Here is a 24,738-nt window from a genome sequence, read left to right on the forward strand (position 1 = left end):
GCGCAGAAGAAATGGCTTGTGCGAACCTCGGCGCGCTCACGAGGAAGGCCGGCATCCGCTACAAGCCTTGTGAACATGGAGGCGAAATCCCGGACAACCGCAAGCGCTTGTGGGAGCCGAGTGCATCGACGCAGCCGCCGGAGCGGTACGCCTTACCAGCCGTCCACACCCAGCTGTGAGGCCAGCCATAGAGCGCCGGCCAGACACATCAGCACCCCACCCGCCGCCTGCCAGTAGAAGCGTCGAGCAAGGACCTCCTCGCCATGACTGGACAGGACGAACGGCAGCGCCTCCTGCGGACGACTCAGCTGGTGCCGCTCCGGGACTGCGCTGCGCTGGCGGTGCTGGTCTTCCGCTTCGAGCGTTGCAGCCAGTTGCACCCGGCGCCATTCCTGCTCGTCGAGCACGCCGTCGGCATTACTGTCGAAACGCTGCAACAGACCGGCGAAATCGCCCTTCCAGTGACGGATAACTTCTCGCCGGGCCGCGTCGAGATCAAGCCCCTGGCGCCCACCACCACTGGTGCGAAAGTCGCCGATGGCATACAGCGGCTCACCTTCGTGCAGGCGCTCCTCGGTATAGCGATAGCGCTTGCTGCCAGCGAACAGGCTCAGCCAGCCACTCGGCGCAGTGCCGCGCGGGTGGCGCAGATCGCCGGTCCAGACCCTGCGAAAGGCCGGATGGACCTCCGCACCGCGCGGATCGATCAGACATTCGCCAGTGGCATCGGCCAGACGCAGCCAGGCATCGCTGACACCTCGCTCGACCACGCGCCAGCTGCTGCGCTTGCCGTTGGAGCGGTACTCCTCGATACGGTAGCGCCACCATAGACACTGCTCGCCCGTCAGCGGCGCCACCGGCTGCGGCACCACCAGTTCGCGCAGGATGCCAACCAGCTCGACATAACCCTGGGCAGCCGAGCGGATGCGCGAGGTCGGCGTGTCGAGCAGATGGCGAGCACGTGCCCACCGCCCAATGCTTAACCCTGCACCACCGACGGCGAGGGCACCGGCTGCGACAAGGCTGAAGACCTGAGCGAAATCCATTTAGCCAAACAGCGCCTTCAGATTCACATCGGCCTTCTCTGCCTCGCTGAACTGCAGCAGAGCCGCCTCCTTGAAGCCGAACAGACGTGCAAGGATTACGTCGGGAAACTGTTCGATGCGCACGTTGTTCAGATTGACCGCTTCGTTATAAAGCTCGCGCCGATCGGCAATGCCGCTCTCCAGTCCACTGATGCGCTGCTGCAGGTGGCGAAAGCTCTCGTCGGCCTTGAGCTGCGGATAGTTCTCGGCCAGCGCGAACAGCCGCCCGAGCCCAGCGCGCAGCCCGGTCTCGGCCTGCCCCAGTGCACCGACATCACCCTGCTCACGCGCACTGGAAACGGCATTGCGAGCGCTGATCACCTGCTCCAGCGTGCTGCGCTCGTGCTGCATGTACTGCCGACAGGTCTCCACCAGCTTGGGCAGTTCCTCGTGGCGCTGACGCAGCAGCACATCGATGTTGGCCCAGGCCTTACCAACTCCATGTTTGAGGCGGACCAGGCCGTTATAGAGAGTCACCGCATACGCAGCGATAAGGAACAGGATTACCAGCACAGCCACTACGCCAAGGCTCATCGTCGCGTCTCCGGGGATACATAAGCAAATCGCCAGCATTCTACCGACGGGGGCGGAACGGAATAGAGAGCTCGTGCACGCATTGGCTTTGCACAAAATGAAAATCTTTCGCATTATTAGGCGCTTCCGAGCAGCACTCGGCTTCGTTCACCCGCACGCAAAGGAATCCGCACATGCTACGCACTCCCACCTGGGCAACCGCCAGCCTTCTCGCCGTGGCTATTTCGCTCGCCGGTTGCGGCGAGGACAAGACGCCCACGAACCAGACGGCGGCCCCGCAGGCGACAACCGAGTCAGTGCCTGCCGAACAGGCAAAGACGCTCGACGAAAAAGCCGCCAAGGCCGTCGTGGCTCACTACGCCGACCTGGCGCTGGCCGTGTTCAGCGATGCTCATGCCACCGGCGTGAAGCTGCAGGAGGCGGTCGACAGCCTGCTCGCCAATCCCAGCGAAGAGACGCTGCAGGCCGCCCGTGAGGCCTGGCTGGCAGCCCGGGTGCCATACATGCAGACCGAAGTCTTCCGCTTCGGCAACGCCGTGGTGGACGACTGGGAAGGTCAGCTCAACGCCTGGCCGCTCGACGAGGGCCTGATCGACTACGTCGAGGGCGACTATCAGCATGCCCTGGGCAACCCGGGCGCGACGGCGAACATCATCGCCAATCCGGAAGTGCAGATCGGCGAAGACAAGATCGATACGAGCGTGATCAACGGCGAGCTGCTGGCCAGCCTCAACGAGCTTGCCGGCTCGGAGGCGAACGTCGCCACCGGTTACCACGCCATCGAATTCCTGCTCTGGGGGCAGGACCTCAACGGTACCGGCCCAGGCGCCGGCCAGCGTCCATATACCGACTACGTCGAAGGCGAAGGCTGCACCGGTGGCAACTGCGACCGCCGTCGGACCTATCTGAAGGCAGCGACCGACCTGCTGGTCAGCGATCTACAGGACATGGTCGAACAGTGGCAGCCGGGCGCCGAGAACTACCGCGCCAGCCTCGAGGCGGAGTCCGCCGAGAATGGCCTGCGCAAGATGCTGTTCGGCATGGGCAGCCTGTCGCTCGGCGAGCTGGCGGGCGAGCGTATGAAGGTCGCACTGGAGGCTAACTCCACCGAGGACGAGCATGACTGCTTCAGCGACAACACGCATAACTCGCATTTCTTCAATGCGCGTGGTATCCGCAACGTCTATCTGGGCGAGTACAAGCGCATCGACGGCACCACGCTGACCGGCCCGTCCCTCGCCTCCCTCGTTCAGGATGCGAGCCCGGAAGTGGACAGCACGCTGAAGACCGACCTGGAGAGCACCGAAGCCAAACTGCAGGTGCTGGTGCAGAGCGCTGAGGATGGCGAAGCCTTCGATCAGTTGATCGCGCCGGACAATGCCGAAGGCCAGGAAAAGGTGCGCAACGCCATCGCCGCCCTGGTCAAGCAGACCGCATCGATCGAACAGGCCGCCGCCGCCCTCGGCATCAGCGACCTCAACCCCGATACGGCCGATCACCAGTTCTGATCGCTCAGCCTTGGCGCGACGCTTTGTCGCGCCAAGGCTTCTCCCTTCAGCGCTGCGGGACAGGCCTCCCGCGCAAATGCAAATCCCTCTTATTTCAAGTCGATTAGCCTGCTAAGATTGCGCGGCTTAATTCACCGCTGTGCAGGTATTTCCGATGCGCCCGTTGGTCCGCGGCCTCCTTCCGTTGCTGGTTCTGGCTCTGGCCGCCTGTAACGACGAAACCCCCAGCTTCACCCAGGCCGAGCCCGGCGAAGCCCTGTCCGCAGGCGATGCTACCGTGATGAAGTTCGACCACAACGCCTTCTCCATGCCCGCTGCGAACCTGGCGCCGATGCGCCGGCTCGACTTCAGTGTCGGCAACAGTTTCTTCCGCAATCCCTGGGTCATCGCGCCGTCCTCCACCACCGCGCGCGACGGACTCGGCCCGCTGTTCAACACAAATGCCTGCCAGAACTGCCATATCAAGGACGGCCGTGGCCATCCGCCCGCGGAAGACGCGGCCAGCGCGGTTTCGATGCTGGTGCGCCTGTCCATCCCGGCGGGTCCCGAGCATGCCGAAGTCGTCCGCGAACGTGGCATCGCTCCGGAGCCGTGCTACGGCGGTCAGCTGCAAGACATGGCGGTGCCCGGAGTCGCCCCCGAAGGCAAGGCTCGCCTGCGTTATTCGACCGAGCGGGTACGCTTCGCCGATGGCACCGAGGTGGAACTGCGCAAGCCCGAGGTCGAGCTGAGCGAGCTGGCTTACGGCGAGATGCATCCAGACACCCTTGTGTCGCTGCGCATCGCGCCGCAGATGATCGGCCTCGGCCTGCTCGAAGCCATCCCCGAGCAGGCGCTGCTGGCCAATGCCGACCCGGACGACCGCAACGGTGACGGCATCTCCGGGCGCCCCAATCGGGTTTTCGATCAGACCACCCGGGAGACCGTGATGGGTCGCTTCGGCTGGAAGGCCGGGCAACCGAGCCTCAATCAGCAGAACGCCGATGCCTTCTTCAACGACATGGGCTTGTCCACCAGCCTCTTCAGCGGAAACAGCTGCACGGAGCGCCAGACCGATTGCCTGGCGATGCCCCACGGTGGCGAGCCGGAAGTCAGCGACAACATCCTTGCCCAGGTGCTGTTCTACACGCGCAACCTCGGCGTGCCGGCGCGGCGCAACGTCGACGACCCCAAGGTCCTGGCCGGCAAGACGCTGTTCCACCGGGCCGGCTGCCAAAGCTGCCATGTGCCGCAGTTCACCACCGCAGCCGACGCGGCGGAACCGGAGCTGGCCAACCAGCTGATCCGCCCGTATACCGACCTGCTGCTACATGACATGGGCGAACGCCTGGCCGACCACCGCCCCGAGTTCGAGGCCAGCGGTCGCGAGTGGCGTACCCCGCCGCTCTGGGGCGTCGGCCTGACCCAGACGGTCAGCGACCACAGCCAGTTCCTGCATGACGGCCGCGCCCGCAACCTGCTCGAAGCGATACTCTGGCACGGTGGCGAGGCGGAAAAAGCACGCCAGGTCGTGCTCGGCTTCGACCAGCAGGAGCGTGACGCGCTGCTGAGCTTCCTGGAGTCGCTCTGAGTCTCCAGATCCAACATTCAGCCGGGCTTGCGTATCGCTGCAGGCCTGCAAACCGGCTCTGCCAAAGAGGACACCATGATCCGTTCGAATTCCTTGCGCATCGCCAGCGGCGGATTGCTCGCCGCGCTCCTGCTGAGCGCCTGCACCCCGGCCGATCCGCAAGTGGAAACCAGCAAGGCGCTGGCCGATGACGTGCTGCTACCCGCCTACACCCAATGGTCGGAAGTGGATCGTCGGCTCGCGGCGAGCGCCATCGCTTATTGTGCCGACAACCAGACGCTGGAGGAGGCGCGCGAAGCCTTCGTGCACGCCCAGACAGCCTGGGCGGGCCTGCAACCCCTGCTGATCGGCCCGCTGGGCGAGGGCAATCTGGCCTGGCAGGTCCAGTTCTGGCCGGACAAGAAGAACCTGGTCGCGCGTCAGGTCGGCGCCCTGCTCGAAGCCAAACCCGACCTCAGCCAGGCCGACCTCGACAATGCCAGCGTAGTGGTCCAGGGACTGAGTGCCTACGAATACATCCTGTTCGACCGCAGCATCGATCTGAACGACCAGGCCACCAAGGCCCGGTATTGTCCGCTGCTGGCGGCTATCGGCGAACATCAGCAGAAACTCGCCGCGGGCGTGCTTCAGCGCTGGCAGGACAAGGACGGCATGGCCGACCAGCTGCGCAGCTTTCCCAACGAGCGCTATGCCGAACCGAACGAGGCCATTGCCGAGCTACTGCGGATACAGGTCACCGCCCTCGATGGCCTGAAGAAGAAACTCGGCGCGCCCCTCGGCCGGCAGTCCAAGGGTCATCCGCAGCCCTACCAGGCCGAAGGCTGGCGTAGCGACACGACGCTCGGCAGCATCGAGGCCGCGGTCAAGGGCGCCGAGCGCTTGTGGTCAGGCGCCGAGCAGAACGGGCTGCGCGCGCTGCTGGGCCAGGAGCAGAGCGAACTGGCTGCACGTATCGATGCCAGCTACGGCGAGGTGCTGCAGCAACTGGCGAGCCTGAAGCAGCCGTTCGGCAAGTTGCTCGCCGAGCAAGAGGGTCGAGCACAACTCGACGAGCTGTACGCGCGAATCGACCGTCTGCACCGCCTGCATCAGCTGGAACTGGCCCGCGCGCTAGGTGTGCAGATCGGGTTCAACGCCCACGACGGAGACTGAACATGAAGCGTCGAACCCTGCTCGGCCTCGGTGGTGCCATGCTGGCCGCCGGCGGAATTACCGGCTGGACGCTGACGCGTAACGGCGGGCAACCGGTGCTGCTCTCGGCCCGTGATGGCAATGACGGCCAGCACTACGCCGTCGGCTATCGGCTCGATGGCAGTCAGGTGTTCGCCACCCCGGTCGCCGAACGCTGCCACGACGTCTATCCGCACCCCTACCTGCCGCTGGCGGTCTTCGTCGGCCGCCGCCCGAGCCGCGAGAGCTACCTGATCGACTCACGCGACGGGCAGCTCTTGCAGGTGCTGGTCTCGCCGAAGGATCGCCATTTCTACGGCCACGGGGTGTTCCATCGCGACGGCGAATGGTTCTACGCCACCGAGAACGACACCGCCGACCCAGGCCGCGGAGTACTCGGCGTCTACCGCCTGGACGGCCGGCAGCTCGTGCGGGTCGGCGAACATGCCACCCATGGCATCGGCCCGCACCAACTATTGTGGATGCCCGACCACGAAACCCTGGTCATCGCCAACGGCGGCATCCGCACCGAGGCCGACAGCCGCGAGATGATGAACCTCGACGCCATGGAGCCGAGCCTGGTGCTGCTGCGCCGCGATGGCAGCCTGGTGAGCAAGGAACAGTTGCCCGAGCAGATGAACAGCGTGCGTCACCTCGCGGTTGCGGCGGACGGCACCATCGTCAGCGGCCAGCAGTACGAAGGCGACGCCATGGACCGCGTCCCGCTGCTGGCGATCAAGCGTCCGGGTCAGCCGTTCCAGCATTTTCCTCTCGGCGAGGCGCAGCGGCAGAGCATGAACCAGTACACCGCGAGCCTGGCCATTCACGATGAACTACGCCTGTTGGCCGTCACCGCACCGCGTGGCAACAAGGTGTTCTTCTGGGACCTGGACTCCGCAGAGCTGCGTCAGGAGACCCATCTGCCCGACTGCGCGGGTGTCGCCGCCGTCACCGAAGGCTTCGTCGTCAGCTCCGGACAGGGCCGCTGCCGGCTGTTCGACTGCCGGGGCGCGCATATCGTCAGCAGCCACCTGAAAATGCCGGCCGGGCTCTGGGACAACCATTTGCGCATCGTCTAGCTCAAGAAAAACGTCAGCCGGCCGATGATGCAGGGCAACGGCAGGGATGCTCATTGACGTTTTCTCAAATGACGAGACCTTGCCCATGCTCCAGAAATCCCTGCGCGCGCAGATCCTCGCGCTGATCGGCGGCAGCTTGCTGCTGACCCTCCTCATCGCCCTTGCCTGCATTCGCCTGCTCAGCAACAACATCGACCACTTCCAGACGCTGCTCGACGGCCCGCTGGCCGAAGTGCAGCTGATCGACGAGGCCAACCTCGAGTTCAAGGTGCAGGTCCAGGAATGGAAGAACGTACTGCTGCGCGGCAAGCAGCCCGAACAGCGCAACCGCTACTGGAGCCAGTTCGAGGCCCAGGAAGCCAAGGTGCAGAAGATCCTCGGCGACCTGCTCGTATTGAGCGCTGACGAGCCGGAGTTGGCCAGACAGATCGAGAGCCTGCGCAACGAGCACCGCACTCTCGGCGCTGCCTACCGCAAGGGCCTGGATGCCTACATTGCCGCCGACAGCGACCCGCTCGCCGGGGACGCCGCGGTCGCCGGTATCGACCGGGCGACCAGCGCTCAGCTGAGCGAGCTGGTCGAGCAGCTGGGAGAAGCCGCCGCGCAGCGCTCGGAGACCATCCGTGCCGATGCACAGAGCACCGCATCCTTCGGCCCGATCATCATGATCCTCGCCAGCGTGGTGGTGGCGCTGTTCAGCCTGTGGCTGGTCAATCGCCGGATCATCGAACCGATTCGCAACCTGATCGAGCACATCGCGCGCCTCAGCCAGGGCAAGTTCGCCGACCGCGTGGATGCCAGCCGCGCTGACGAACTGGGCCGCCTGGCCGCCGCCGCCAACGTGCTGCGCGACTTCCTCGCCGATACCTTCACCCGCCTGCAACAGAGCACCTCAAATCTGGACAGTGCCAGCGGCGAGCTGAACGCCATCGCCAGGCTGATGGCCGAAGGCGCCCGCGAGCAGTTCTCGCGTACCGATCAGGTCGCCACGGCGATGCACGAGATGTCCGCGACCGCTCAGGAAGTCTCGCGGCATGCCGCCGAAGCCGCGCAGGCTGCCGACGACGCTGACCATTCCGCCCAACAGGGTGAAGAGGTGATGCGCGGCACCATCGCCACGATCACCGATATGAGCAACGAGATCGCCAGCACGGCAGATGTCATCCGCCGCCTGGAGGGTGACAGCGGGCGCATCGGCAAGGTGCTGGAAGTGATCCGCGGCATCGCCGACCAGACCAACCTGCTCGCGCTCAATGCCGCCATCGAGGCCGCTCGCGCGGGCGACGCCGGCCGCGGCTTTGCCGTGGTCGCCGACGAGGTACGCACGCTGGCCCAGCGCACCGCGGAATCCACCGCCGAAATCCACCAGATCATCGACACCGTGCAGACCGGCGCGAGCAACGCCGTGCGCGCCATCGAGAGCGGCCAGGCGCGCAGCGAACAGGGCGTCGGCCAGGTGACCGAAGCTGGCCAGATGCTGCAACGCATCACTGAAGCGGTCGAAGCGATCCGCGACATGAACCGCCAGATCGCCACCGCAGCCGAGGAGCAGACCGCCGTGGCCGAGGACATCTCGCGCAACCTCACCGAGATCACGTCCATCGCCACCACCAACCAGCAGAACGTCGAACGCACCGAAGCCGCCAGCCAGAACCTGCACGGATTGTCGGCGCAGCTTACCGAGGTTACCCGCCGCCTCGCAGGCTGACGATCAGCGGGGCGGCTCGACAGTCTGTCGCCTGCCCCGCATTTCAGCAGTCATGCGCCCTCTCTCCCCCTTTACTTGCCTCCGATTCGGGGCTAAGTTCCTCCCTCCCCGGTTCGGCTGCCCCAGTGCAGCCATCGTCCAAGCGACGCTGACCGGACGTTCGAACGGCTGCCTCGATCACGGCAGTAGACAGCCGGCTCACATCTCCAAGGAAATCGGAAAATGTTGCGCCGCATGCTGTTCATGCTGGGCGCGGTGGTCGTCGTCGTTGCGATCCTCGCCGCCTTCAAGTTCAACTCGATCTACCAACAGGTTCAGCAGTTCCAGGCGCCCAAGCCGGCGATCAACGTCGAGGCGGAGGTCGCCCGGCGCATGGACTGGCAGAGCCGCCTGCCGGCGATCGGTACGCTCAAGGCATCGCAGGGCATCGACCTCAGCGTCGAGATCGCCGGCACCATCAGCGACGTGCAGTTCCAGTCCGGCGAGAAGGTCAGCAAGGGCCAGGCCATCGTGCTGCTGGACAGTGAAGTGGAGCAGGCCAGCCTGGCCAGCGCCGAGGCCGACCTGAACCTGTCCCGCCTGGAGTTCCAGCGCGCCCGCAGCCTGCTCGACCGCCAGGCCATTTCCCGCAGCGAGTACGACCGCCTCAACGCCCAGTCGCAGAAGGCCGAGGCCAGCGTCGCCCAGTTGCGCGCCAGCCTGGCGAAGAAGCGTGTGCTGGCGCCCTTCTCCGGCACCATCGGCATCCGCCAGGTGGATGTCGGCGACTACCTCGCCGCCGGTACGCCGATCGCCACGCTTCAGGACCTGTCCACGCTGTACGTCGACTTCTTCCTGGCCGAACAGCATGTGCCGCTGCTGAAGCTCGGCCAGCGAGTGCAGCTGCAGGTCGCCGCCTATCCCGGCGAGCGCTTCGAAGGCGTGATTAGCGCGCTGAACCCGAAGGTGGAGACCACGACCCGCAACGTTCAGGTGCGCGCCGAACTCGGCAATCCGGATGGGCGTCTGCTGCCCGGCATGTTTGCCGACCTGCAGGTGCTGCTACCGACCGAAACCGCGCAGGTGGTGGTGCCGGAAACCGCCATCACCTACACCCTGTACGGCAACTCGGTACTGCTGGTGACCGAGGGCACGCCGCCGGAAGGCGTCAGCAGTGACGAGCCGTACCTGGTGGTCGAGCGCCGCTTCGTCACCACGGGCGAGCGTCGCGACGGCCTGGTGGTGGTCCTCGACGGCCTGGAAGGCGGCGAACAGGTGATCACTGCCGGCCAGCTCAAGCTCGACAGCGGCACCCATGTCGCCATCGCCGAGAGCCGCACGCTCAAGCTGGACGGCGCCGAGCCGGCGTCCGAATAAGCGGTCTGCCGCTCCGGCGGCAGCGCCACATCGAACAGTTCCAGGGACTTGCCCATGGCCTTCACCGATCCCTTCATCCGCCGCCCGGTACTGGCGAGCGTCATCAGCCTGCTGATCGTGCTGCTCGGCATTCAGGCCTTCAACAGCCTGACCATTCGCCAGTATCCGCAGATGGAAAGCGCGCTGATCACGGTGACTACCGCCTATCCCGGCGCCAACGCCGAAACCATCCAGGGCTACATCACCCAGCCGCTGCAGCAGAGCCTGGCCAGCGCCGAAGGGGTGGACTACATGACCTCCGTCAGCCAGCAGAACGCCTCGGTGATCTCGGTCTATGCGCGCATCGGTGCCGACACTGATCGCCTCTACACCGAGCTGCTCAGCCAGGCCAACTCGGTGAAGAACCAGCTGCCGCAGGATGCCGAGGACCCGGTGCTGAACAAGCAGGCAGCCGACTCCACCGCGCTGATGTACATCAGCTTCTACAGCGACCAGCTGAGCAACCCGCAGATCACCGACTACCTGTCGCGGGTCATCCAGCCCAAGCTGGCGACGCTGCCGGGCATGGCCGAGGCGGAAATCCTCGGCAACCAGGTGTTCGCCATGCGCCTCTGGCTCGACCCGGTGAAGCTGGCCGCCTACGGGGTCTCCGCGGGCGACGTGAACGAGGCGGTGCGCAAGTACAACTTCCTCTCCGCGGCTGGCGAAGTGAAAGGCCAGTACGTGGTCACCAGCATCAACGCCGACACCGAGCTGAAGACACCGGAAGCGTTCGCCGCCATCCCGCTCAAGACCCAGGGCGACAGCCGCGTCCTGCTGGGCGACGTGGCACGGGTGGAGATGGGCGCCGAAAGCTACAACTCGATCAGCTCGTTCGACGGTATTCCCTCAGTCTATATCGGTATCAAGGGCACGCCCAGCGCCAACCCGCTGGACGTGATCAAGGAAGTGCGCGCGGTCATGCCGCAGATCGAGGCGCAGCTGCCGCCGGGTCTGAAGGCGACCATTGCCTACGACGCCACCGAGTTCATCCAGGCCTCCATCGACGAGGTGGTTAAGACCCTGGCCGAGGCCGCGGTGATCGTGATCGTCGTTGTCTTTCTGTTCCTCGGCTCATTGCGCACGGTGCTGATCCCGGTGGTGACCATTCCGCTGTCGATGATCGGCGTGCTGTTCTTCATGCAGACGATGGGTTACTCGATCAACCTGCTGACGCTGCTGGCCATGGTATTGGCGATCGGCCTGGTGGTGGACGATGCCATCGTCGTGGTGGAGAACATTCACCGGCACATCGAGCAGGGCAAATCGCCGTTCCAGGCGGCGCTCGACGGCGCCCGGGAGATCGCCATGCCGGTGGTCTCGATGACCATCACCCTGGCCGCGGTCTATGCCCCCATCGGCTTCCTGCAGGGGCTGACCGGTGCGCTGTTCCAGGAGTTCGCCCTGACCCTGGCCGGCGCCGTACTGATCTCCGGTGTGGTGGCACTGACGCTATCGCCGATGATGTGCTCGAAGCTGCTGCGCCACGAAGAGAACCCCAGCGGCTTCGCCCATCGCCTGGACGAGCTGTTCGAGCGCCTCAAGCAGCGCTATCAGCGCGCCCTGCACGGCACCCTGAACACCCGCCCGGTGGTCCTGGTGTTCGCCGTGCTCGTGCTCGCGCTGATTCCGGTGCTGCTGATGTTCACCGAAAGCGAGCTGGCGCCGGAGGAGGACCAGGGCATCGTGTTCATGATGGCCAGCGCACCGAAGACCGCCAACCTGGACTACCTGAACGCTTACACCGATCAGTTCCTGGAGATCTTCCAGAGCTTTCCGGAGTACTACTCCTGGTTCCAGATCAACGGCTTCGACGGCGTGCAGAGCGGCATCGGCGGTTTCCTGCTCAAGCCCTGGGACGAGCGCGAGCGCTCGCAGATGGAAATCCTGCCCGAGGTCCAGGCCAAGCTCGATCGCCTGCCTGGCCTGCAGATCTTCGGTTTCAACCTTCCTTCGCTGCCCGGCACCGGCGAAGGCCTGCCATTCCAGTTCGTGATCAACACCGCCAACGACTACGAGACGCTGTTGCAAGTGACCGAGCGCATCCGCAAACGCGCCGAGGAGTCCGGCAAGTTCGCCTTCCTCGACGTGGATCTCGCCTTCGACAAGCCAGAGATCGTGGTCGATATCGACCGCGAGAAAGCCGCGCAGATGGGTGTGTCCATGGAAGACCTCGGCCTGACCCTGAGCACCCTGCTCGGCGAAGGCGAGATCAACCGTTTCACCATCGAAGGCCGCAGCTACAAGGTCATCGCCCAGGTCGAGCGCGCCTACCGCGACAATCCCGGCTGGCTGAGCAACTATTACGTACGCAACCAGCAGGGCCAGATGCTGCCGCTCTCGACCTTGATCAAGGTGCACGACCGCGCCCGGCCGACTCAGCTCAAGCAATTCCAGCAACTCAACGCCGCGATGATCCAGGGCTTCCCCATCGTCAGCATGGGCGAGGCGATCGAGACGCTGCAGGGGATCGCCCGCGAGGAAGCGCCGGAGGGCTTCAGCTTCGATTACGCAGGCGCTTCGCGCCAGTACATTCAGGAAGGCAATGCGCTGTACCTGACCTTTGCCCTGGCATTGGCGGTGATCTTCCTGGTGCTGGCCGCGCAGTTCGAGAGCTTCCGCGATCCGCTGGTGATCCTAGTCACCGTACCGCTTTCGGTGTGCGGGGCGCTGGTGCCACTGTTCCTCGGCCTGTCGAGCATGAACATCTATACCCAGGTGGGCCTGGTGACGCTGATCGGCCTGATCAGCAAGCACGGCATCATGATCGTCGAGTTCGCCAATCAGCTGCGCCGTGAGCGCGGCCTGAGCCGCCGTGAAGCGGTGGAGGAAGCGGCAGCGATTCGCCTGCGGCCAGTGCTGATGACCACCGCGGCGACGGTGTTCGGCATGGTGCCGCTGATCATCGCCAGTGGGGCCGGTGCGGTCAGCCGGTTCGACATCGGCCTGGTGATTGCCACCGGCATGTCGGTCGGCACGCTGTTCACCCTGTTCGTGCTGCCTGCCGTCTATGAACTGCTGGCCAGGCCGGACAAGGCACCGCTGCCGGCTAGCACGCCCGGCATCGCCTAACGCCAGAGGCGTTAGCGCATGCCTTGTGACAGGCCGTAGAGAAGCAAGAGCAGATCCTGATCGGGACGCACCGCCTCGAAGCGGGATTTGCCGCCTGGCGGCAACGGGCAGTAGCTGCGGCTTTCGCTGCTCTGCACCAGTGTCGCTCCGGGCTCATTCCATGCCGCTACGCAAAGCGTGGTCACTCCGAGCGCGCCGATGAGGAACAATCCTCGAGCGATTTCCAGCTTCATGGCGTAAACCCTTGATTAGGCGGTGGTTAACTGACCGTAGCTCAGCTAGTTAATTCCTGCGTTGTTTTTGACGAACGGTCGAGGATGCACTGAACGGCACGCAAAAAAAACCCCGCACGAGGCGGGGTTCTTTTTTATGGTGCCAAGAGGCCGGTCGGCTTACATCATGCCGCCCATGCCACCCATGCCACCCATGTCCGGCATAGCCGGGGCCGGCTTGTCTTCTACCACTTCGGCAACCATGGCTTCGGTGGTGACCATCAGACCGCCGATGGAGGCAGCAGCCTGCAGCGCGGAACGGGTGACCTTGGCCGGATCGAGGATACCCATCTCGATCATGTCGCCATAGGTGTCGGACGCAGCGTTGAAGCCGTAGTTGCCCGAACCCTGCTTGACCTTGTCGACCACCACGCTCGGCTCGCCACCGGCGTTGGAGACGATCTGGCGCAGCGGCGCTTCAACGGCACGACGCAGCAGCGCGATACCGACGTTCTGGTCTTCGTTGTCACCCTTCAGCTCGGAGATGGCCTGCAGAGCGCGTACCAGAGCCACGCCACCGCCAGGCACCACGCCTTCTTCGACGGCTGCACGGGTGGCGTGCAGGGCGTCTTCGACACGGGCCTTCTTCTCTTTCATCTCGACTTCGGTACCGGCACCGACCTTGATCACGGCAACACCGCCGGCCAGCTTGGCCAGACGCTCTTGCAGCTTCTCTTTGTCGTAGTCGGAAGTGGTGTCTTCGACCTGCTTGCGGATCTGCGCAACGCGGGCTTCGATATCGGCCTGGGCGCCAGCGCCGTCGATGATGGTGGTGTTTTCCTTGTTCAGCACGACGCGCTTGGCGTTACCCAGGTGCTCCAGGGTAGCGGTCTCCAGGCTCAGGCCGACTTCTTCGGAAATCACGGTACCGCCAGTCAGGATGGCGATGTCCTGCAGCATGGCCTTGCGGCGATCGCCAAAGCCCGGGGCCTTGACCGCAGCAACCTTGACGATGCCACGCATGTTGTTGACCACCAGAGTCGCCAGGGCTTCGCCTTCGACGTCTTCGGCAACGATCAGCAGCGGACGACCGGCCTTGGCAACGGCTTCCAGCACCGGCAGCAGTTCGCGGATGTTGGAGATCTTCTTGTCGACCAGCAGCAGCAGCGGGCTGTCCAGCTCGGCGACCATGGTGTCCGGCTTGTTGATGAAGTACGGCGACAGGTAGCCGCGATCGAACTGCATGCCTTCTACGACGGACAGTTCGTTCTCCAGGCCCGAGCCTTCTTCGACGGTGATCACGCCTTCCTTGCCTACACGCTCCATGGCTTCGGCGATGATGTCACCGATGGATGCGTCGGAGTTGGCGGAGATGGTGCCGACCTGAGCGATGGCCTTGGAGTCGGTGCACGGCTTGGCCAGCTGCTTCAGCTCGGCGACGATGGCGATGGTGGCCTTGTCGATGCCGCGCTTCAGATCCATCGGGTTCATGCCGGCAGCGACGGCCTTCAGGCCTTCGTTGACGATGGCCTGGGCCAGCACGGTGGCGGTGGTGGTGCCGTCACCGGCCTCGTCGTTGGCCTTGGAGGCAACGTCCTTGACCAGCTGGGCGCCCATGTTCTCGAAGCGATCCTTCAGCTCGATTTCCTTGGCGACGGAAACGCCGTCCTTGGTGATGGTCGGAGCACCGAAGCTCTTCTCCAGCACCACGTTGCGGCCTTTCGGGCCGAGGGTCGCTTTTACCGCATCAGCCAGGACGTTCACGCCGACCAGCATTTTCTTGCGTGCGGAATCGCCGAATTTGACTTCTTTAGCAGCCATGTTGATTGATCCTCAATTCTTGAATTATCGATGGAGATTCGCGGGTGATCAGGCTTCGATGACAGCGAGGATTTCGTTCTCGCTCATCACCAGCAGGTCTTCGCCGTCGACCTTGACGGTATTGCTGCCGGAGTAAGGGCCGAAGACCACCTTGTCACCAACCTTCACGGCCGGAGCGCGCACTTCGCCGTTGTCCAGCACACGGCCGGTACCCACAGCAACGACTTCGCCACGGTTCGGCTTTTCGGCAGCGGAGCCCGGCAGGACGATGCCGCCTGCGGTCTTGGTTTCTTCTTCGCTGCGACGAATCACGACGCGGTCATGCAGAGGACGAAGCTTCATTGTCGATCTCTCCTAGTAGAGTGGTTCCATGCCGATGACCCTTCATCGGCGGGTTGGGCAAATCCGGCGGTGCCGGTTGCGGCCCGCAATGCGAGCCGCAGAAGACGGACTGTCGAACACGACAGCGACCTTGCGGTGTCCGCTACATGCGGGCGTTCAAGAGCATTTCAAGGGGCGCGGATGAAATTTTCATGGCTACAAATGCAAACCGGCATGCCTGCTGGCATGCCGGTCTTCGAGCGAGCGGATCATTTGTCCTGATCGCGCCGCTCCCATTCGCCTTCGATCACATTCGGCCGCTGCGGGTTGGACCGCGCCTGCAAATCATCGGCAAAGGCGCGCTGGCGGCGCACCTGCGCCTCCATGCGCCGGTTGATCTGACGGAAGAGGAAGTTGCGGGTCGGCGGGAACAGCACGATCAGCGCCAGCACGTCGCTGATGAAGCCGGGCAGGAACAGCAGGCCGCCGCCGATAGCCATCATCAGACCCTGCAGCATCTCGCGCTCGGGTAGCTCGCCGCGCGCCAGGCGCTCGCGGGCACGCCAGGCGGTGGCGAAACCGGCCAGACGCAGCAGCAGGACACCGGCGATGCCACTGAGCACCAGCAGCAGGATGGTGGCCAGCGCGCCGATGGAGCTGCCGACCTTGATCAGCACATACAGCTCGGCCAGCGGAAACAACAGAAACAGCACAAAAAAGATTCGCATCGATGGTCCTTGGCGGAAGATCAGCTTCCAGTCCTCTGTAGATGGCGGCATCCCGGGTCTAATTCAACCCGGGTGAAAAAAGCCCTGTAACCGGATTATGCGCGGCGCCGCTGAAGCCAAGCTGAATCGAATCAGCGACGCGCCATCGCCACCAACGCCTGCCGCACCGCCCCGGGCGTCACGCAGGGTTCGGGGAAGGCTAGCCAATGCAGCGCCTGGCCGATGCGCAGGTGGAAGCCTTCGCTGTCGATGCCGGTCATCCGCGCCGCGGATTCGCGCGGCAGCCCGGCCTGTTCGACATAGTGCGCGATGGCCGCGGCGTGATCGTCATTCATGTGCTCGACCATGCCCCGCTCCACCTCGCCGTTCTCCGTCGCGAAGGGGTTGGCCAATGCGACCTGATCCAGCCAGTGGATCGCACCGAAACCGCCGATGTAGCGCCAGCGCACCGGTTCCAGCACCCAGAAGTCGAAGTCGTGTACGCGGTGGTAATCCTGCGATTCGGGGAAGTAGCTGTAATAACGCTGGGCAGCCGCCTCGACCGTCGCCGCGTCGTCGAGCTGGCGGGCCTCGGCCAGCAGCGTGAGCCGACCCGCCGCCTGCACGTCCTCGGCGGCGCGCTCGCCGACCAGCAACGAGCAGCGCCCGTCGGCCTTGAGATTGCGGGTGTGCTGGGCGATCCGGCTGATGAGGATCAGCGGCCAGCCATTGGCGTCCAGGCAGTACGGCACGACCGAGCCGAACGGAAAGCCGGGCATGGCCTGGGAATGGGTGGAGAGCACACCGCGGTATTCCTTGAGCAGGAGTTGTCGGGCATGCTTGCGGGCTTCGGCGCTCACCTGTGGCTCCTCGAGACGGGTCCGGGACGACGGAGCGCCCAGCATAACGATTTCCCTGGCGGGCGTCGTTCCCGCCTTACAAGGACAACAGGAGACGCGCATGCAACTGCAAGACAAGGTCATCATCGTCACCGGCGGTGGCCAGGGCCTCGGCCGGGCCATGGCCGAGTACCTGGCGAGCAAGGGCGCGCGGCTGGCGCTGGTGGACCTCAACCAGGAGCGTCTGGACGAGGCCGTCGCCGCCTGCAAGGCCGCCGGCGGCGATGCACGCGCCTATTTGTGCAATGTCGCCAACGAAGAGCAGGTCAGCGACATGGTCACGCGAGTGGCCGAAGACTTCGGCGGCCTGCATGGCCTGGTGAACAATGCCGGCATCCTGCGCGACGGCCTGCTGCTCAAGGTCAAGGACGGCGAGATCAGCAAGATGAGCCTGGCGCAGTGGCAGGCGGTGATCGACGTCAACCTCACCGGCGTGTTCCTCTGCACCCGCGAAGTCGCGGCGAAGATGGTCGAATTGAAGAGCGAAGGCGCGATCATCAACATCTCGTCGATCTCCCGCGCCGGCAACATGGGCCAGACCAACTACTCCGCGGCCAAGGCCGGCGTGGCCTCGGCCACCGTGGTCTGGGCCAAGGAGCTGGCGCGCTACGGCATTCGCGTGGCAGGCGTGGCGCCCGGCTTCATCGAGACCGAGATGGTCGCCAGCATGAAGCCCGAAGCCCTGGAGAAAATGACGTCCGGCATTCCGCTCAAGCGCATGGGCAAGCCGGCGGAGATCGCCCACTCGGTGGCGTACATCTTCGAGAACGACTATTACACCGGCCGCATCCTCGAACTGGACGGCGGGCTGCGTCTCTGATCGGGGCGTCAGGGCCAAAGAAGAAAGGCAGCCAGATGGCTGCCTTTCTTATATATGCACACCGGATCGATAAGGCTTACCAGCCCACGCCGAAACCGATGCTGTAGCGGGTCTCGTCGAGATCGTTGTCGGCACCGCTGATGATGTCCTTCTCTGCCTTCATGTTCAGCGAAGCCCAGTCGGTCACCTTGTAACGCAGGCCGACCTCGGCATCGAGCGCGTAATCGGCCACGTTTTCCAGCGGCTTGCCGAGTTCGCCGGTACTGAACAGCTCGAAGGTCTTGCCCACCAGGTAGCGGTTGTAGTCCCACTTCATCGCCGCCAGGTAGAAGTTCTCCTTTTCGCCGTCGGCAAACTCGTAGTCGCTACGGTTGATCAGCCCTGCCAGGGAGAAGGCGCCCAGCTCGTTGTCCCAGAACTGGTAACCGGGACCGGTACCGATGGTGCGCTGACGGCGCACGTCCTCAATCTGGTCGCGCTTGTAGCTCAACCGCCCCTGCCAGAACCAGTGCTGATCGAGGAAGCGGTCCAGCGCGTACTCGGCATCCCAGTTGTCGGTGACCGTCACGCCGTCGCGGTACTCGCGGTTGTAGTTGCCGGTGCCGTTGTGGCGCCACAGCCCGTGCCGCGCCTTGGTGTCGAAGGAGACGTCATAGTCATCCGTATCGGTTTCGGCACGTTTGTAGTCCATCGCCACATCGACGTTGCCGCTCCAGGTGAAATCCTGAACGAGCGGTTTGGGATGGATGATCTGGGTGATGCTCGCCAGCTCCACCGTGCGCGGCGCGGCACCGTTGGCGATGACGACCTTGCCCTCGTCGGCTGCCTGCAGCGATTGCGCGACCTCGCCGGTCACGTCGTCCTGCTTGATCAGCAGTTTCTGGTCGCTTTCCAGCGTGGCGATCTTGCTCCACTTCAGCGGAATCGAACCGCCATACTCGGTTTCGATGAGCAGCTTGCCGCCGTCGAGCACACTGATCTTGCCGGTCAGGCGATCGCCGTTCTTCAGCCATACGGTGTCGGCGAACGATGGCAGAGCAAGAGCGGAGAGGGTCACGCAAAGCAGGGTTCTGGGGAACATACGGGTATTGAAATCAGGTCTGGGTCGGTTGAAAGGCTGGCATTATCCCTATGCGTCTAACCACAGCAAGCACAGACCGCCGAACGGAACCCGAGTTCTCTGGCCCGTCGATTTACCTCCCCGGAAGCCCCAGCATGAATGACCACGCACCGCTGCTGCCGCCCTCCGCCGACGCTGAAACGCGCCGAGCTGCCGTCTATCTGGTGATGTCGCAAATCCCGCCCGGCAAGGTGGTGAGTTATGGCGAGCTGGCCGCCATGGCGGGGCTCGGCCGGGCTGCACGTTGGGTCGGTCGGCTGATGTCGCAGCTGCCCGACGACACCACACTCCCCTGGCATCGGGTGATTGCCGCCGGCGGCCGCCTCAGCCTGCCAGCCGGAACAGCAGCAGGTCACGAACAGCGGATGCGCCTGCGGGCAGAGGGCCTGACCATCGTCAACGACCGAGTGGACATGCGTCAGCATGGCTGGCATTCGACGGAGCACAGCGGTTAGAGTGCGCCCTTCGTCCAATCCGTGCAGAACCTCGATGTATGTCCCGTGAAACCTGGCGCGATGCGCTAGCCGCCTACGCCAGTCCCGCTACGCTAGCCCTGCTGTTGCTGGGTTTCGCTGCGGGTCTTCCCGCCGTTCTGGTGTTCTCCACACTGTCGGTATGGCTGCGCGAAGCGGGCGTCTCGCGGGAAACCATCGGCTTCGCCAGCTGGATCAGCCTGGCCTACGCCTTCAAGTGGGTGTGGTCGCCGATGCTAGACCAATGGCGGCTGCCCTGGATCGGCGCATTGGGCCGACGCCGCTCGTGGCTGGTGCTGTCGCAGGCATTGATCGCCGTCGGCCTGATTGGCATGGCCCTGTGCAACCCGCAGCACAACCTGACGATGCTCATCGCCCTGGCGGTGGTCGTGGCATTCTCATCGGCCACCCAGGACATCGCCATCGACGCCTATCGCCTGGAGATCGTCGAGGACAAGCTGCAGGCGACCCTCGCCGCCAGTTACATGACCGGCTATCGCATCGCCATGCTGCTCGCCAGCGCCGGCGCCCTCTTCCTCGCCGAATGGCTGGGTTCGAGCAGCCTCGACTACAACCAGGCGGCCTGGACCACGACCTATTTCGTCTTCGCGCTGCTGATCCTGCCGGGCCTGATCACCAGCCTGGTGATCCGCGAGCCGGACGTAGCCGCGCCACTGCCCAACGAGCCCTCGCGCTACACCTTCAATCATCAGCTGGCCGCGGTCGGCCTGCTGCTGGTCCTGCTGGTCTCGGTGCCGGCGATGATCAATGCGCTGATCGCCCAGGCCTGGCCGCGCGCCACGCTGTACGCCCTGTTCATCCTCGGCAGCGTATCGCCGGTGGGCCGGGCGCTGTTCGTCCCGGTACGGCATATCTTCAGTCAAGCCAAGCAACGCCAGCGACCGGTGCGCTTCGACTTCGCCCACCAGGCCGTGTCGGTAATCGTGCTGATCATCCTGATGGTTTCCACTACCGGCATGTTCCAGTCCTACTGGGGCGGCTACTGGCCGCGCGGCACCATGTACCTGCTGATCTGCTGGGGCTGCCTGTCTGCCCCAGGACGCATCCTGATGGGGCCGGTGCTGACGCCGATCACCGATTTCATCGTGCGCTACCGTTGGCAGGCGCTGCTGCTATTGGGGCTGATCGCCACCTATCGCATGTCGGACACGGTGATGGGCGTGATGGCCAACGTCTTCTATATCGATCAGGGTTTTTCCAAGGACGAGATCGCCAGCGTCAGCAAGCTGTTCGGGCTGGTGATGACGCTGCTGGGAGCGGCCTTCGGCGGTTTGCTGATCGTGCGTTTCAGCATCCTGCCGATCCTGTTCATCGGTGGCGTCGCCTCCGCGGCGACCAACCTGATGTTCATGCTGCTGGTGGAGATGGGCGCGAACCTGAACATGTTGATCGTCACCATCTCCTGCGACAACTTCAGCGGCGGCCTCGCCTCCACCGCCTTCGTCGCCTACCTGTCCAGCCTGACCAACCTGAAGTTCTCGGCCACCCAGTACGCGCTGCTGAGTTCGCTCATGCTGTTGCTGCCCCGTCTGCTGGGTGGCTACTCCGGGGTCATGGTGGAACACCTCGGGTACAGCGACTTCTTCCTGGTCACCGCGTTGCTCGGCGTGCCGACGCTGATCCTGATCGCCTGGCAATGGAGCCGAGACCGCCAGCAACCCGGCGAGGCGCAGCGCGAAGCAGCCTCGGAACAGTCCTGAGGCGACCAGCAGAAACGACGAAGCCGGCAGATGCCGGCTTCGCTTCGTTTAGGCAAGACTTCAGCTCTGAACCAGGTGCACCACGCGCTGCGGAAACGGAATGCCGATCCCAGCAGCGTCGAAACGCTCCTTCACCAGTTCGGTGAAGCCAAAGGTCACTGGCCAGAAATCACCGGTTGCGACCCACACCCGCAACGACAGATTGACCGAGCTGTCTCCCAGACCGGTAACGAACACCACCGGCTCGGGATCGCGCAGAACACGCTCATCCTGCGCGATTTCCAGCAGGATCTGCCGTGCCAGCTTGATGTCCGCGCCGTAGTCGATACCGACGTTGATGTCGGCACGACGCCGCGGCTCGCGGGAGTAGTTGGTGATATGCCCGTTGGACAGAGCACCGTTGGGCACCACGATGGTCTTGTTGTCGGCGGACTTGAGCACCGTATGGAAGATCTGAATCGAATCGACAGTGCCTGCTACGCCCTGGGCTTCGATCCACTCGCCGACCCGAATCGGGCGGAACAGCAGGATCAGCACGCCGCCGGCGAAGTTCGCCAAGCTGCCCTGCAGGGCCAGACCAATGGCCAAGCCGGCAGCACCGATCACGGCGATGAACGAAGTGGTTTCCACCCCGATCATCGAGGCCACACTGACCAGCAACAATACCTTGAGGATGATACCGGCCAGGCTGCCGATGAAACCGTGCAGGGTCGGATCGACCTTGCGCCGCTGCAACAGGCCGCTGACCTTGGCGGTCAGCGTATTGATCAGCCACCAACCGAATAGAAAGGTCAGCAATGCCAGCGTCACCTGGGCGCCGTATTGCAGAACGACCGGCAGCCAGGCTTCGGAGAGATCGACCAGATAGTCGATAGAGAGGTCCATGCAGAAATGCTCCTTCAGGAATCGGTGCCGGCGGGCCGGGCACCGAGAACAGCGGGGTTGCGTGCGCCGAAGCGCGGCGGGAATCAGTCGCGGAAGTTGTTGAATTGCAGCGGCATGCCGAACTCGTGTCCGCGCAGCAGGGCGATGGCTTCCTGCAGGTCATCGCGCTTCTTGCCGGTGACGCGCACCTGCTCGCCCTGGATGGCAGCCTGCACCTTGAGCTTGGCGTCCTTGATGTGCGCGACGATCTTCTTCGCCAGCTCCTTGTCGATGCCTTCGCGCAGCGTCACTTCCTGCTTCGTGGTCTTGCCGGAGGCATAGGGCTCTTTGACTTCCAGGCACTGGATATCGATCTTGCGTTTGACCAGGCTCAACTTGAGAATCTCTAGCATCTGCTCCAATTGAAACTCGGCTTCTGCCGTCAGCTGCACGGTCAGGTCCTTCTGCTCGAAGCTGCCTTTGCCACGCAGGTCGTAGCGACGATCGAGTTCCTTGATCGCGTTGTCGATCGCGTTGGTGACTTCGTGCTTGTCCAGTTCGGACACCACGTCGAACGAGGGCATGGGATTCCTCCACTATGTAGCGCGACGGGCCGCATGAGCCGAGCGCGCGTGTCTTGACGGTTAAGAAAGCGCGGTCATTATAACGCTTCGACGTTTCAGCGCCCGCCCCTACGGAGTGACAGGACGTCCCCCTCCAACTGATTGAGCTTGCCATGCCCAACCCCCACCTGAGCATCCTCGTGGTCGATGACGCCAAGTTCTCCAGCGTCATGATCGGTCGTGCCCTGAGCAAGGCCGGCTACCAGGATATCCGCTTCGCCAGCAGCGCCGCTGACGCGCTGACGCAGCATGCGCAACGTCCTGCCCACGTACTGTTGGCCGACTGGCTGATGCCGGAGATGGACGGTCTCGAGCTGACCGGGCAGATCCGCCAACGCGACGCCCTGAGCGGCCACTACAGCTACGTCATCCTGCTCACCGGGCGCGACAGCGAGAATGCGCTCGGCCTGGCATTCGACCATGGCGTCGACGATTTCATCAGCAAGTCGGCAATGAACGAGCAACTACTGCCGAGAATCTTCGCTGCCGACCGGCTATGCGCCTCGCTGCAGCAGCTGAAGCAGGAGAACCATCAGCTGGCCGAAAGCGTCGCCAGCCTCGAGGAACAGAGCCTGCACGACCCACTGACCGGGTTGGGCAACTGCCGCTATCTACAGCAGCGCTTGGCCGCCAGCCTGCGGCAAATGGAGAATCGTGGTACCGCGCTGTACTACCTGCAGATCGGCCTGCCGGACGCCGATGCACTGCGCGAACGTTACGGAAAGCCCGTCTATGCGGAAATCCTCTGTGCCATCGGTGCTCGCCTGCAGCAGCTGGTCCGCCCACTGGATGTGGTGTGCCGGATCGACGAGCAACAGTTCGGCCTGCTGGCGCTGGTCGATGACCTGAAGGGCTGTTCGCCGAGCAGCTTCAAACGCCTGCACGAGGGTCTGAACCTGCGCGCGCTGAAGACCAGCGAAGGCTTCATTTCGATCAAGGCAGGCATCAGCCTGATCAGCCTCGATGCCGACGCGCTCCCGGTCACACCGCAGGCCATCATCGAACGTGCCGCTGCGCTGCTGCCGAGCGCCTACAGCACGGGCCGTATCGTTCCCTTCCGGCTCAAGCAGTCGGCATGAGTCGATGACCTGGTACATTCTCGGCGCCGGTGCGCTCGGCAGCCTGTGGGCCACCCGGCTGGCTCGTGCCGGTCTGCCGGTACGGCTGATCCTGCGCTCGGCGCAACGCCTGGACGAGTACCAACGCGCCGGCGGGCTCGGCCTGCGGGAGAACGGCAATCTCGAGCGCTTCGACATCCCGGCGGAACTGCCCGACGCACCGACCACCATCAGACGACTGCTGGTTGCCTGCAAGGCCTACGATGCCGAAGCCGCTGTGTCCCAGATCGCCGCTCGCCTGGCCCCGGGCGCCGAACTGCTCCTGCTGCAGAACGGTCTCGGCAGTCAGCAAGCGATCGCCGAGCGCTGGCCGCAGGCCCGCTGCATCTTCGTGTCGAGCACCGAAGGGGCCTATCGCGAGACTGATTTCCAGGTACTGTTCGCCGGCCGCGGGCAGAACTGGCTGGGCGACCCGCATGGCGGCGCAGCGCCTGCCTGGCTGGGCGAGCTGGACCGGGCCGGCATCGCGCAGACGTGGAGCACGGAAATTCTCTCGCGGCTCTGGCGCAAACTCGCGCTGAACTGTGCAATCAATCCACTGACAGTGCTCCATGACTGCCGCAACGGCGAGCTGCTGCAGCACCCTGCGCAACTCGCTGCGCTGAGCGAAGAACTCGGCAGACTGCTCGTAGCCAGCGGCCAGCCAGCGGCCGCCAACGACCTGGAGAACGAGGTGCTACGGGTCATCGAAGCCACGGCGGCCAACTACTCGTCCATGCATCAGGACGTCCGTCTTGGCCGACGCACGGAGATCGCCTATCTGCTCGGCCACGCCTGTGCCACGGCGCAAACCCTGGGGCTGCCCACGCCGAAGCTGCACGCGCTGCACCAGCGTCTTCGCGAGCACCTGCGCCAGCGCGGATTGCCCACCGACTGAGCCGCGGCTACCCTGCAGAAACCTCTGCCGCCTCGTACCGC

General features: G+C 64.2%; 22 protein-coding genes. 12 read left to right on the forward strand and 10 right to left on the reverse strand.

Going from position 1 to position 24,738, the window contains the following annotated elements; genetic code table 11:
* Nucleotides 1–152: 152 nt before the first annotated feature.
* A complete protein-coding gene (locus OUY36_RS16750) occupies nucleotides 153–1,046 on the reverse strand; it encodes a GIDE domain-containing protein (protein ID WP_063540059.1) in 894 nt (297 codons plus the stop codon).
* Nucleotides 1,047–1,619 (reverse strand): LemA family protein, encoded by a 573-nt coding sequence (locus OUY36_RS16755; protein ID WP_110776138.1) that lies wholly within the window; start codon nucleotides 1,617–1,619, stop codon nucleotides 1,047–1,049.
* A 173-nt stretch (nucleotides 1,620–1,792) separates the two neighbouring features.
* Here OUY36_RS16755 and OUY36_RS16760 point away from each other — a divergent pair, with 173 nt between their 5' ends.
* From OUY36_RS16760 to OUY36_RS16790, 7 genes are all read left to right on the forward strand, one after another.
* Nucleotides 1,793–3,127, forward strand: a complete 1,335-nt coding sequence (locus OUY36_RS16760) for an imelysin family protein (RefSeq protein ID WP_208216589.1) — start codon at nucleotides 1,793–1,795, stop codon at nucleotides 3,125–3,127.
* 154 nt (nucleotides 3,128–3,281) lie between these two features.
* Nucleotides 3,282–4,697, forward strand: a complete 1,416-nt coding sequence (locus OUY36_RS16765; RefSeq protein ID WP_267935187.1) for a di-heme oxidoreductase family protein — start codon at nucleotides 3,282–3,284, stop codon at nucleotides 4,695–4,697.
* 75 nt (nucleotides 4,698–4,772) lie between these two features.
* A complete protein-coding gene (locus OUY36_RS16770; protein ID WP_125869065.1) occupies nucleotides 4,773–5,849 on the forward strand; it encodes an imelysin family protein in 1,077 nt (358 codons plus the stop codon).
* Between the two features lie 2 nt (nucleotides 5,850–5,851).
* Nucleotides 5,852–6,946, forward strand: coding sequence for a DUF1513 domain-containing protein (locus OUY36_RS16775; protein ID WP_267935189.1), 1,095 nt, complete (start codon nucleotides 5,852–5,854; stop codon nucleotides 6,944–6,946).
* An 85-nt stretch (nucleotides 6,947–7,031) separates the two neighbouring features.
* The gene (locus tag OUY36_RS16780) at nucleotides 7,032–8,654 is read left to right on the forward strand and encodes a methyl-accepting chemotaxis protein (RefSeq protein ID WP_267935191.1); all 1,623 of its coding nucleotides are present in this window, start codon (nucleotides 7,032–7,034) and stop codon (nucleotides 8,652–8,654) included.
* A gap of 222 nt (nucleotides 8,655–8,876) precedes the next feature.
* Entirely contained in the window at nucleotides 8,877–10,010 is a 1,134-nt protein-coding gene (locus tag OUY36_RS16785; RefSeq protein ID WP_267935192.1) for an efflux RND transporter periplasmic adaptor subunit, read from the forward strand.
* Between the two features lie 54 nt (nucleotides 10,011–10,064).
* Nucleotides 10,065–13,121 carry a multidrug efflux RND transporter permease subunit gene (locus OUY36_RS16790; protein WP_267935193.1) on the forward strand — a complete coding sequence of 1,019 codons (3,057 nt, stop codon included), beginning with the start codon at nucleotides 10,065–10,067 and terminating at the stop codon, nucleotides 13,119–13,121.
* 11 nt (nucleotides 13,122–13,132) lie between these two features.
* Here OUY36_RS16790 and OUY36_RS16795 read toward each other — a convergent pair whose 3' ends face one another.
* The 5 genes from OUY36_RS16795 to OUY36_RS16815 form a co-directional block, all read right to left on the reverse strand.
* Entirely contained in the window at nucleotides 13,133–13,354 is a 222-nt protein-coding gene (locus OUY36_RS16795; RefSeq protein WP_049326101.1) for a hypothetical protein, read from the reverse strand.
* A gap of 159 nt (nucleotides 13,355–13,513) precedes the next feature.
* A complete protein-coding gene (groL, locus tag OUY36_RS16800; RefSeq protein WP_110776130.1) occupies nucleotides 13,514–15,154 on the reverse strand; it encodes a chaperonin GroEL in 1,641 nt (546 codons plus the stop codon).
* A gap of 48 nt (nucleotides 15,155–15,202) precedes the next feature.
* Nucleotides 15,203–15,496, reverse strand: coding sequence for a co-chaperone GroES (locus tag OUY36_RS16805; protein ID WP_011914234.1), 294 nt, complete (start codon nucleotides 15,494–15,496; stop codon nucleotides 15,203–15,205).
* A 248-nt stretch (nucleotides 15,497–15,744) separates the two neighbouring features.
* Nucleotides 15,745–16,203 (reverse strand): FxsA family protein, encoded by a 459-nt coding sequence (locus tag OUY36_RS16810; protein ID WP_063540069.1) that lies wholly within the window; start codon nucleotides 16,201–16,203, stop codon nucleotides 15,745–15,747.
* 131 nt (nucleotides 16,204–16,334) lie between these two features.
* Nucleotides 16,335–17,042, reverse strand: coding sequence for a HugZ family pyridoxamine 5'-phosphate oxidase (locus OUY36_RS16815; RefSeq protein ID WP_267935194.1), 708 nt, complete (start codon nucleotides 17,040–17,042; stop codon nucleotides 16,335–16,337).
* Nucleotides 17,043–17,142: 100 nt separating this feature from the next.
* Between OUY36_RS16815 and OUY36_RS16820 the strand changes: the two genes are divergently transcribed.
* The gene (locus tag OUY36_RS16820; RefSeq protein WP_110776127.1) at nucleotides 17,143–17,901 is read left to right on the forward strand and encodes an SDR family oxidoreductase; all 759 of its coding nucleotides are present in this window, start codon (nucleotides 17,143–17,145) and stop codon (nucleotides 17,899–17,901) included.
* A 76-nt stretch (nucleotides 17,902–17,977) separates the two neighbouring features.
* Here OUY36_RS16820 and OUY36_RS16825 read toward each other — a convergent pair whose 3' ends face one another.
* Entirely contained in the window at nucleotides 17,978–18,982 is a 1,005-nt protein-coding gene (locus OUY36_RS16825) for a DUF481 domain-containing protein (protein ID WP_156244745.1), read from the reverse strand.
* A gap of 134 nt (nucleotides 18,983–19,116) precedes the next feature.
* Between OUY36_RS16825 and OUY36_RS16830 the strand changes: the two genes are divergently transcribed.
* Together OUY36_RS16830 and OUY36_RS16835 are read left to right on the forward strand one after the other, a co-directional pair.
* Nucleotides 19,117–19,476 carry an MGMT family protein gene (locus OUY36_RS16830; protein WP_267935195.1) on the forward strand — a complete coding sequence of 120 codons (360 nt, stop codon included), beginning with the start codon at nucleotides 19,117–19,119 and terminating at the stop codon, nucleotides 19,474–19,476.
* A 38-nt stretch (nucleotides 19,477–19,514) separates the two neighbouring features.
* Complete coding sequence (locus OUY36_RS16835) at nucleotides 19,515–21,215, forward strand: AmpG family muropeptide MFS transporter (protein ID WP_110776126.1); 1,701 nt, start codon at nucleotides 19,515–19,517, stop codon at nucleotides 21,213–21,215.
* 60 nt (nucleotides 21,216–21,275) lie between these two features.
* Here OUY36_RS16835 and OUY36_RS16840 read toward each other — a convergent pair whose 3' ends face one another.
* Together OUY36_RS16840 and OUY36_RS16845 are read right to left on the reverse strand one after the other, a co-directional pair.
* On the reverse strand, nucleotides 21,276–22,100 hold the full coding sequence (locus tag OUY36_RS16840) for a mechanosensitive ion channel family protein (protein WP_063540073.1): 825 nt from the start codon (nucleotides 22,098–22,100) through the stop codon (nucleotides 21,276–21,278).
* 83 nt (nucleotides 22,101–22,183) lie between these two features.
* On the reverse strand, nucleotides 22,184–22,663 hold the full coding sequence (locus OUY36_RS16845) for a YajQ family cyclic di-GMP-binding protein (protein ID WP_063540074.1): 480 nt from the start codon (nucleotides 22,661–22,663) through the stop codon (nucleotides 22,184–22,186).
* A gap of 152 nt (nucleotides 22,664–22,815) precedes the next feature.
* Between OUY36_RS16845 and OUY36_RS16850 the strand changes: the two genes are divergently transcribed.
* Both OUY36_RS16850 and OUY36_RS16855 read left to right on the forward strand, forming a co-directional pair.
* Nucleotides 22,816–23,781 carry a GGDEF domain-containing response regulator gene (locus OUY36_RS16850; protein ID WP_079329198.1) on the forward strand — a complete coding sequence of 322 codons (966 nt, stop codon included), beginning with the start codon at nucleotides 22,816–22,818 and terminating at the stop codon, nucleotides 23,779–23,781.
* A 4-nt stretch (nucleotides 23,782–23,785) separates the two neighbouring features.
* The gene (locus tag OUY36_RS16855; protein WP_267935197.1) at nucleotides 23,786–24,697 is read left to right on the forward strand and encodes a putative 2-dehydropantoate 2-reductase; all 912 of its coding nucleotides are present in this window, start codon (nucleotides 23,786–23,788) and stop codon (nucleotides 24,695–24,697) included.
* Nucleotides 24,698–24,738 lie beyond the last annotated feature (41 nt).

Source organism: Stutzerimonas sp. R40042, from assembly GCF_026642215.1.
Lineage (GTDB): Bacteria > Pseudomonadota > Gammaproteobacteria > Pseudomonadales > Pseudomonadaceae > Stutzerimonas > Stutzerimonas frequens.